General features: G+C 41.1%; 8 protein-coding genes and 1 pseudogene. 6 read left to right on the forward strand and 3 right to left on the reverse strand.

What is annotated here, in order from left to right; all coding sequences use genetic code 11:
- The first annotated feature begins 37 nt into the window (after positions 1-37).
- The 6 genes from AB4484_RS21490 (at position 38) to AB4484_RS21515 (ending at position 7,034) form a co-directional block, all read left to right on the forward strand.
- Positions 38-1,042 carry a response regulator gene (locus tag AB4484_RS21490; RefSeq protein ID WP_050620532.1) on the forward strand — a complete coding sequence of 335 codons (1,005 nt, stop codon included), beginning with the start codon at positions 38-40 and terminating at the stop codon, positions 1,040-1,042.
- A 1-nt stretch (position 1,043) separates the two neighbouring features.
- The gene (locus AB4484_RS21495) at positions 1,044-1,481 is read left to right on the forward strand and encodes a PAS domain-containing protein (protein WP_048606084.1); all 438 of its coding nucleotides are present in this window, start codon (positions 1,044-1,046) and stop codon (positions 1,479-1,481) included.
- Between the two features lie 865 nt (positions 1,482-2,346).
- Positions 2,347-3,390 carry a GMP reductase gene (locus tag AB4484_RS21500; protein WP_048606087.1) on the forward strand — a complete coding sequence of 348 codons (1,044 nt, stop codon included), beginning with the start codon at positions 2,347-2,349 and terminating at the stop codon, positions 3,388-3,390.
- Between the two features lie 146 nt (positions 3,391-3,536).
- The gene (locus AB4484_RS21505; protein WP_102337140.1) at positions 3,537-4,226 is read left to right on the forward strand and encodes a TnsA endonuclease N-terminal domain-containing protein; all 690 of its coding nucleotides are present in this window, start codon (positions 3,537-3,539) and stop codon (positions 4,224-4,226) included.
- On the forward strand, positions 4,219-6,030 hold the full coding sequence (locus tag AB4484_RS21510; protein WP_372080322.1) for a Mu transposase C-terminal domain-containing protein: 1,812 nt from the start codon (positions 4,219-4,221) through the stop codon (positions 6,028-6,030). Before AB4484_RS21505 ends, AB4484_RS21510 begins: the two co-directional genes overlap by 8 nt.
- Before the next feature lie 11 nt (positions 6,031-6,041).
- Positions 6,042-7,034: a TniB family NTP-binding protein gene (locus AB4484_RS21515; RefSeq protein ID WP_371980026.1), complete on the forward strand. Its 993-nt coding sequence runs from the start codon at positions 6,042-6,044 to the stop codon at positions 7,032-7,034.
- 70 nt (positions 7,035-7,104) lie between these two features.
- Here AB4484_RS21515 and AB4484_RS21520 read toward each other — a convergent pair whose 3' ends face one another.
- The 3 genes and pseudogenes from AB4484_RS21520 to AB4484_RS21530 all read right to left on the reverse strand — a co-directional run.
- On the reverse strand, positions 7,105-7,311 hold the full coding sequence (locus tag AB4484_RS21520; RefSeq protein WP_371980025.1) for an antitoxin Xre/MbcA/ParS toxin-binding domain-containing protein: 207 nt from the start codon (positions 7,309-7,311) through the stop codon (positions 7,105-7,107).
- 189 nt (positions 7,312-7,500) lie between these two features.
- Complete coding sequence (locus AB4484_RS21525; RefSeq protein WP_372080325.1) at positions 7,501-8,889, reverse strand: DEAD/DEAH box helicase; 1,389 nt, start codon at positions 8,887-8,889, stop codon at positions 7,501-7,503.
- A pseudogene (locus AB4484_RS21530) lies at positions 8,883-9,203 on the reverse strand (hypothetical protein); the annotation flags it as partial. The pseudogene AB4484_RS21530 and the gene AB4484_RS21525, both read right to left, overlap by 7 nt.

A 9,203-nucleotide genomic window follows, 5' to 3' on the forward strand; every position in this document is an offset into this window, starting at 1 on the left:
TCAAGTTGATTCGGTATAATTTGTCAGTGGTGCATTTATGTCGTTCCCAGTTCTTATATGTGATGATTCTGCGTTAGCAAGGAAGCAGATGGCTCGGTCACTGCCTAGTTCTCTAAATGCAGATATAACTTTTGCTGTTCATGGGCTTAATGCACTTGAAGAGCTCGCTAAAAACCAGTTCAAATTAATGTTCCTCGACCTCACCATGCCGGAATTAGACGGCTATGGCACATTGGAAGAGATGCAACGTTTAGGTGATACCACGCCTGTTGTCGTTGTTTCTGGTGACATACAACCAAAAGCGCAACAGAAGGTGCTGGATCTCGGCGCCAAAGCGTTTTTGCAAAAGCCGATCGATAAAGAAGCGCTAAAAGCCATTTTACGTGAGCATGTCGAGCCGCCAAAACAACCTCAAATCATTACCCCAACCGCTTTAGAACTGCCAATACTTCGCAGACGTGATGTCTATATGGAAGTCGCGAACGTAGCGATAGGCCGTGCAGCTGATGCACTGGCTCGTCACTTTAATGTGTTTGTTCACCTACCGCTACCGAACGTCAACATCTTCGAAGTGAGTGAATTGCACATGGCACTTCGCGATCTAGCCGACAACGACCAAGTATCAGGTGTTTGCCAAGGCTTCAGCGGAGAAGGCATTGCAGGTGAAGCGCTAGTTTTGTTGAGTGATTCCAGTGTGAGCGACCTTAAGAAGCTCATGAAGGTGCCAACAGAAAGCGAGCAGCTAGAAGAACTAGAGCTGCTGATGGATGTATCGAACATCTTAGTCGGCTCATTCTTGAATGGGTTAGGGGAGCAATCAGAAGTTCGTTTCTTCCAGAGTTCGCCTGTTCTACTAGGGCAACATATCTCGATCGACTCGGTCATCGAAAATACCAGCGGCTCATTTAAAAAGACCATGACGTTCGAAGTCAGCTACAACATCGACGGCACGTCCATCCGTTGTGACCTTCTATTTATGTTCGTTGATGAGTCTTTGCCGCTTCTAGACAACAAATTGGCCTACCTAATGGAGGAGTTTTAATATGCTGAATCTTCCTGCTGAATTTGAACAGTTCCACTGGATGGTGGACATGGTTCAAAACGTCGATATGGGGCTGGTGGTCATTAACCGTGACTTTCAGGTACAAGTTTGGAATGGCTTCATGACGCACCATAGCGGTAAGCAATCGCACGATGCGATCGGTAAGTCTATCTTTGAACTGTTCCCAGAGATCCCTGAAGAGTGGTTTAGGCTCAAAACCAAGCCAGTCTACGATCTAGGCTGCCGTAGCTTCATTACATGGCAACAAAGGCCTTATCTGTTTAAGTGTCGTAACGTTAGGCCAGTGACCCAACAAGCTGATTTCATGTATCAGAACGTGACGCTAAACCCGATGCGCTCGCCAACAGGGCAAGTCACCTCATTGTTCTTGTCTATTCAAGATGCAACTGCAGAAGCGTTAGTCTCTCAAAAGAACTAGATCTCTCTATTCGCCAAACAACGCTTTCTTATACGCGTATTAGCATCAGTCTAATCAGCGAATAAAAATGGCTAAGGTTAACCACCTTAGCCATTTTTTTGCTTTTTATTCTTCAAATCTTATTTTTTCCCCAGTTCTTCACGCCAAGCAATCCTCTTTTTCTGAGTGATTTGCAGAGTCTTCTAGGTTAAATGAACGAAAGCGCGGTAACGAAATGTGCTTTTGGAGCCGTAATGCTACGGGTTAATAGAGATTGGTTTTATAAAGTGCAAGCTGGAAAGGGGTATTTAATGGAGTGTGAAGGTTGAATTATCAAACCCAAGTAGATCTTGGTCTCTAGATTGAGTGGTTTTTATCCTACTTTTCCAAGTGACAGCAAAACAAAAACGTCACTAGATTACCCAATTTGGTCGAAAACAGATAAAAATTAGAAAAAAATCGAATTTATTTAAGAAAAAAGGCATTTTTTTGTTGGAGAAAAGTGTGATTTTTATGTGATTTCGAGTCACTTTCTTCACATATTTGCATTATCAGGGCGATATTGTGTGAAATCTGAAGGAAAACGATTGCGCAATAAACCAACAGAGTTTGCGTGGATGGTTCGCTAAGTCATTAATTAGTAAGAATTTAGTTGAAAAGTGTAGCTGGGGGAGTTTTAGCGGATATGGAATCTTTGAGAGGATAGCATAAAAAAAAGTGAAATATCAGACTTGCTGTTACTAAATCACGACCTATAATGCTGAAAACCGGAGCGTCTGCCAACGCTCCGGTTTTTTTGTGTCCGAAGAAAAGTAAACCCGTCTGCCAACGGTTTTACTACGCATTTCGCGAGAGACACATAATTTTATGAATCAAGGAAAACACCATGCGTATCGAACAAGAACTTAAGTTAGGTTTCAAAGATGTACTCTTCCGTCCGAAGCGTTCTACCCTTAAAAGCCGTTCTCAAGTTGAATTAACCCGCGATTTTACATTCAAGCATAGCGGTCGTCAATGGTCTGGTACTCCAGTAATTGCAGCTAACATGGATTCGGTAGCAAGCTTTGAAATGGCAGCTGCTCTAGCAGAGCACGGTGTTATGACTGCAGTACACAAGCACTACACAGTAGAGCAGTGGGCTGAGTTCGCTAAAACAGCAGACAAGAAAACACTGAACAACGTATTTGTATCAACGGGTACATCTGAAGCTGAGTTTGAGAAAACAAAGCAAATCATGGCGCTTAGCGAAGACTTCGTATTTATCTGTATTGATATCGCTAACGGCTACTCAGAGCACCTAGTTGAGTACGTACAAAAAGTACGTGCTGAATTCCCGAACAAAGTTATCTCTGCTGGTAACGTTGTAACGGGTGACATGGTTGAAGAGCTAATCCTAGCTGGCGCAGACATCGTTAAGGTTGGTATCGGCCCTGGTTCTGTTTGTACTACACGTGTTAAAACAGGCGTAGGTTACCCTCAACTTTCTGCAATCATCGAGTGTGGCGACGCAGCACACGGCCTTGGCGGCATGATCATCGGTGACGGTGGCTGTTCATGTGCGGGTGACGTATCTAAGGCGTTCGGCGGCGGTGCTGACTTCGTAATGCTAGGCGGCATGCTAGCTGGTCACTCTGAGTCAGGCGGCGAAGTTGTAGAGCAAGACGGTAAGCAATTCATGAAGTTCTATGGAATGTCTTCACAGTCGGCTATGGACAAGCACTCAGGTGGTGTTGCTAAGTACCGTGCTGCGGAAGGTAAAACTGTTTTACTTCCATACCGTGGCTCAGTTCACAACACAATTTCTGACATCCTTGGTGGTGTACGTTCAACTTGTACATACGTAGGCGCAGCAAAGCTTAAAGAGCTAACTAAGCGTACGACTTTCATCCGTGTACAAGAGCAAGAGAACAACGTATTCGGTAAAGAGTAATCTGAACGAGTTCGAATAGTGTTGAAACATCCATAAATTGATATTTACAACCATATATTGATTTTTGGTACAGCCATAATTTGATATTGCCTCTTCATGGTCTAAACTTGTGTAAGTTTACGACAAAATCGTGAAGAGGCAATATTATGTCTGCTCTACCTTTCCTTTCTATAGCCACCCTGCTTGAACTTGAAACTGCGTTTGACACTCCTGCTAGAAACTTAACTAAATCACGTGGAAAAAACATACACCGTTACGTCAGTGCTAAGATGGGAAAAAGAGTCACGGTAGAATCTTTTTTAGAATGTGCCGCTTGTTATCATTTTGATTTCGAACCTAGTATCGTTCGCTTTTGTTCTCAACCGATAAGATTTTCATACAGCCTAAATGGTAAGACCCATACTTATGTTCCAGACTTTCTAGTTCAATTTGATACTGGTGAATATAAGTTGTACGAGGTAAAGTCCGACAAGGAAAGTTCAAAAGAGGAGTTTCATTGTGAATGGGAAGCAAAAGTTCAAGGTGCGTTTGAGATAGGGTTAGATCTAGAGCTGGTTGTAGAGGAAGAAATACTGGATGAGGTCATATTTAACAACCTTAAGCTTTTGCATAGATATGCCTCAAGAGATAACTTGAACGACTTCCATCAAATTCTCCTTACTACTTTGAAACGGAATGGTACGCAAACAGCAAAGAGTTTAGGGCATCACCTCGGCTTAAATGGAAGAAAAATATTACCATTCCTGTGTGATTTACTCTCTCGAAACCTCCTCCAGACGAGCTTAGAGACCCCACTATCACTTGAGTCTGAATTTGAATTGGGTTGTTATGCCTAAGAAATCATTTTCAAGTTTTCATAGGAAGTCAGCACTTCAGCAAGAAAAACTTGAGCAGAATGATAGAGTCGTTGATTCCAACGATGTCGATGAAGCAACATATCAAGATATATCCGCATTTCCTGAAAATATAGCCAATCAGATTACTTTTCGTCTAAGCATTCTTCGTTTTTTAGCTGGTAAGTGCGAAAAAATCACTCCCAAGACAATCGAACCATATCGCGTCGCACTGCAACAGTTACACGACAAAAATATTCCAAGTGCGATATCAATATACAGGTGGTGGTTAGTTTTCAGAGCCTCCGGTTATAACCCGGTTAGTTTAGCTCCTGACTTTAAAAGTAGAGGAAATAGGGGGGCTAAAGTTTCACCAATTGTTGATTCGATAATAGAACAAGCAGTTGAAAGAGTTATTTCTGGTCGAAAGATCAATATCAGCTCGGCACACAGGCGAGTTAAGCGTAAAGTTCGACAATATAACTTAACGCACGGTACAAAGTATCCATACCCTAAATACGAGTCTGTAAGAATACGGGTTAAAAAGAAAACTCCCTTCGAAGTATTAGCAGCAAAGAAAGGCGAACGAGTTGCTAAAAGAGAATTCCGCCGGATGGGAAAGAAGATAACAACCTCGGCCGTATTAGAGCGGGTGGAAATAGACCATACAATGGTTGATATATTTGCGGTACACCCAGTACATCGAGTTACCTTAGGAAGACCTTGGCTCACACAGTTAGTAGATTGTTATAGTAAAGCCGTAATTGGTTTTTATTTAGGTTTTGAGCCACCCAGTTACGTATCGGTATCGTTAGCCCTAAAAAATGCAATACAACGCAAAGATGACTTATTGTCTTCATATGAATCAATTGAAAATGAATGGCTATGTTACGGTATCCCTGATTTGCTCGTAACTGATAATGGTAAAGAATTTTTGTCTAAAGCCTTTGATAAAGCATGTGAGTCACTGTTGATCAATGTTCATCAAAACAGAGTCGAAGTGCCTGACAATAAGCCTGATGTCGAACGTAAATACGGGACGATCAATACTTCTCTATTAGACGATTTGCCAGGGAAAGCTTTTAGTCAATACCTTCAGAGAGAGGGTTATGATTCAGTGGGTGAAGCTACTCTTACACTAGATGAAATTCAAGAAATTTACTTAATTTGGTTAGTAGATATTTATCATAAAGACTCTAACCAGAGAGGCACTAATTGTCCGAATATCGCTTGGCGAAGTGGGTGCCAAGAATGGGAGCCTGAAGAGTTTTCTGGTTCTAAAGATGAGTTGGACTTTAAATTCGCTATTGTTGATAGCAAACAACTAACCAAAGCAGGTGTAACCGTCTATAAAGGACTGACATACAGCAGTGAACGTTTAGCTGGGTATAGGGGTAAGAAAGGGAATCATAAAGTGCAGTTCAAATATAATCCAGAGTGTATGGCGGTCATTTGGGTGTTAGATGAAGATGTGAACGAATACTTTACGGTTAATGCTATAGATTATGAATATGCTAGTAGAGTCTCTCTGTGGCAGCATAAATACAATATTAAGTATCTAGCAGAATTAAATTCAGCAGAATATGACGAAGATAAGGAAATTGATGCAGAGATCAAAATTGAAGAAATTGCTGATCGTTCAATTCTTGAAACAAAGAAAATTAGATCCCGTAGGCGTGGAGCTAGGCATCAGGAAAATAGCGCAAGAGCAAAGAGCATCAGCAATACTAAGCTAGTCCCACCCCAGAAAGACGAAGAAGAAATTGTAATTGTAGATAATGAAGATTGGGATATTGGTTATGTTTGAGAAATCATTAGATGAATGAAACTCGAGAAGCGCGCATCTCAAAAGCCAAAAGAGCATTTGTATCAACGCCGAGTGTTACGAAAATTTTGGGCTATATGGATAGATGTAGGGATTTGTCAGATTTTGAATCCGAGCCAACTTGTATGATGGTCTTTGGTGCATCGGGAGTAGGCAAGACGACGGTTATCAAAAAATATTTAAGTCAAAATAATCGGGATTCTAAAGTGCGAGGAGAGATAGTTCCTGTTCTGCATATCGAATTACCAGACAATGCGAAGCCTGTTGATGCAGCAAGAGAGTTGTTGCTTGAAATGGGTGACCCATTAGCGCTTTATGATACTGATCTGGCGAGGTTGACGAAAAAACTGACTGACTTGATACCTTTGGTTGGTGTTAAGTTGATCATTATTGATGAATTTCAGCACTTAGTTGAAGAGAGGTCAAATCGCATTCTTACACAAGTAGGCAATTGGCTCAAAATGATACTCAATAGAACGAAGTGCCCAATTGTTCTTTTTGGTATGTCGTATTCTAAGGTTGTATTGAAAGCAAACTCACAACTGCATGGACGATTCTCAATTCAGTGTGAACTCCGCCCATTTAGCTATCAGGGTGGTGAAGGTGTATTCAAAAAATTTCTGGAAAATCTTGATAAATTATTACCTTTTGTCAAAGAGGCCGGGTTAGCGGAGAAAAATCTTCAGAAAAAACTATATGCTTTTTCTGAAGGTAATATGCGTTCGCTGAGAAACCTCATCTATCAAGCATCGGTTAATGCCATTGATAATCATCGGGCCACGATTATTTATGAAGATCTAGTTTTTGCTGCTGAGCTCACATGTAGTAACAAGCCCTACACATGGAAAAACCCTTTTGAAAACGGAGTCAAGGTGACGGAGGAAATGTTGCGTCCTCCACCAAAAGATATTGGATGGGAGGATTATCTGAAAAACACTAATTCAAGATCAAAAAGTAAGCTTAATGGTGGGAACATGTTTGAGTAATGTAATGGTGTTCACAACACTACTTAAGGAGCGTTGTCCTTATTTTCTGGGCAAAACCTGCTACAAAAGGTCACGAAAACACTCCGTGCTCTAAACGACCGATTAAACTAATTACGGCTTGAGTGTCTTCAGTTGTTGAAAGCATGTCAATTGGACGTTTGTTACTTAGTCCTCTAACTGGGTGTTTAAGCCAGTAATGAGTAGCTTCTTCACTTCCAAACAGCGCTAGTGCTTCCTGAAATACTCTGTCAAAATTCTTTTTCGTTTCTTTATTCACCTTAAACTCCACCTAAATGGATGTAGTAAGTGTAATACACAATACTACATTAAGAAAAGTAGGCCAAATAATGATTAGGCGAACTGATAAATAACAATGGTCTAAACAAGAAGTGGCTAAAAGTCAGATTGTGGAGGGTTGATTCGCTGAAAATTCGACGTGTCACTTATAAGATTTAACCAAACTGGATCAAAGATATTGGAAAGCTTCAATTACTCGTTGTTTAAAGCTTGTCAGTGTTAGGTCCGCGATCTCGGCAGAGTTGCTTTCCGATTCTGTGCTACCACTCTGATCAATTCGTCCAGAGAAATTGATGGAGACAGTATCGGTATTGTCTCCATTATCACTAAGGGGGAGATTTGAATTTGTATCTATGTATTCTAGTGCTTGGTTTGGTTTTTTCTGAGGCCTCCTCAAATAACGACAGCTATCTGGAATATCTCGTTCAACTTCTTCTGCAAATTCGATGAGTTTTGGGGCGGCAAAAGTATATAGCCATGCTTCTTGGTTCGGGCATGAAGTCATACGGAGTATACGACCAAGGATTTGGCGAAAGTAGAGTTCGGTCTTTATGTTGCTCAGATGGCAACATACTTGGAGTCTCGGAATATCTGTGCCCTCACTGACCATACCAACACTCACAATCCACTCGGTGTAGTCGGTTCTAAATTGTTTAATTCTGACTTGGGAGTCATCATTTTTGTATGTGACTATCGTGGTTGTTTGATTGAATGTATTTTTGAGTAGTGAAGCTATTTCTATGGCGTGATTGACAGATGTAGCTACGATTAAGCCTCCGGCATATGGGGATTGACTTCGAATTTTCTTCAAGCGAGTAACGGCTGTTCCCAAAATATGAATCAAAGCAGGTTTGTTGTTGAGAATAGTAGAGTAGTTAACTTTACTCTCAGATATAAGCTCATTGAATGAGTTAAATGATTCAATATGATTATCTAGCTTAATCGTGGATTTATCACAATCAATAAGCGTAATCGTTGGTTTACGGCAAACGCCGTCTTGGACAGCCTGCGCTAGTGTGTATTGATAATCACATACAATCGCCCCCTCAGGGTCGCTGTATGACGAGAGTACAACGGGTGTCAAATTTGAACGCCAAGGTGTACCAGTTAAAGCGAGTGTATAAGTGGCTACTTTCTTAATTTTGCATAGAATCAGTTGCCCCCAGACATTGCTGTTCTCATTATTATCACCACCACAGTGATGTATTTCATCAAAAACACAAAGCACACGATATTTTAAAAGCCTATTCCAGAACTTGTCATCTAGGTGTGTTATTGATTGGTAAGTGATAGATGTACCTAGAGAGCCAAACTTTCCATCCATTTCATCTTGTAGTGTTTCGGAGAAGTTACTTTGTATACTCGATGACACAGTCTTTGATGGAGAAAAGCAGATAACGAAATCGATCATAGATCGTTCAAATAAGCCTTTAGCTAGATTGGCGGCCATAAGTGTTTTGCCTGCACCTGGTGTGGCTTGTGCTAAAAAATGTTTGTTTCCTTGAATGTAGTGGGCCGTTGCGTTTCCAATACACTCTGATTGCCAACGCCTTAACATTCTTTTTTACCACCAGTATTTTGATTAATTAGAGATATAGTGTTTGTCCACACATTCAATTGAGCCATTAGCTTTGCCGACCTGTTAGTTGCTTCTTGGTAACTCGGTTGTATGAATGGTTGTAATGAATTGAAGCGTCGCATAAGGCTTTGGTATTCATCAATCTCAGCAAGGGTTACTGTGAGCTGCGCAGTTATGTCTTGTCGTTCAACCTCTAATTGGGCTTTTGCTGTATTTAATTCGGATATTTTTAGTCCCTGTTCTTTTGCTATGACCTTTTTGCGTCTAGGAACAACGCGGATTTCAGTCGCCAG

The organism is Vibrio sp. 10N.261.46.A3, from assembly GCF_041472995.1.
Lineage (GTDB): Bacteria > Pseudomonadota > Gammaproteobacteria > Enterobacterales > Vibrionaceae > Vibrio > Vibrio coralliirubri.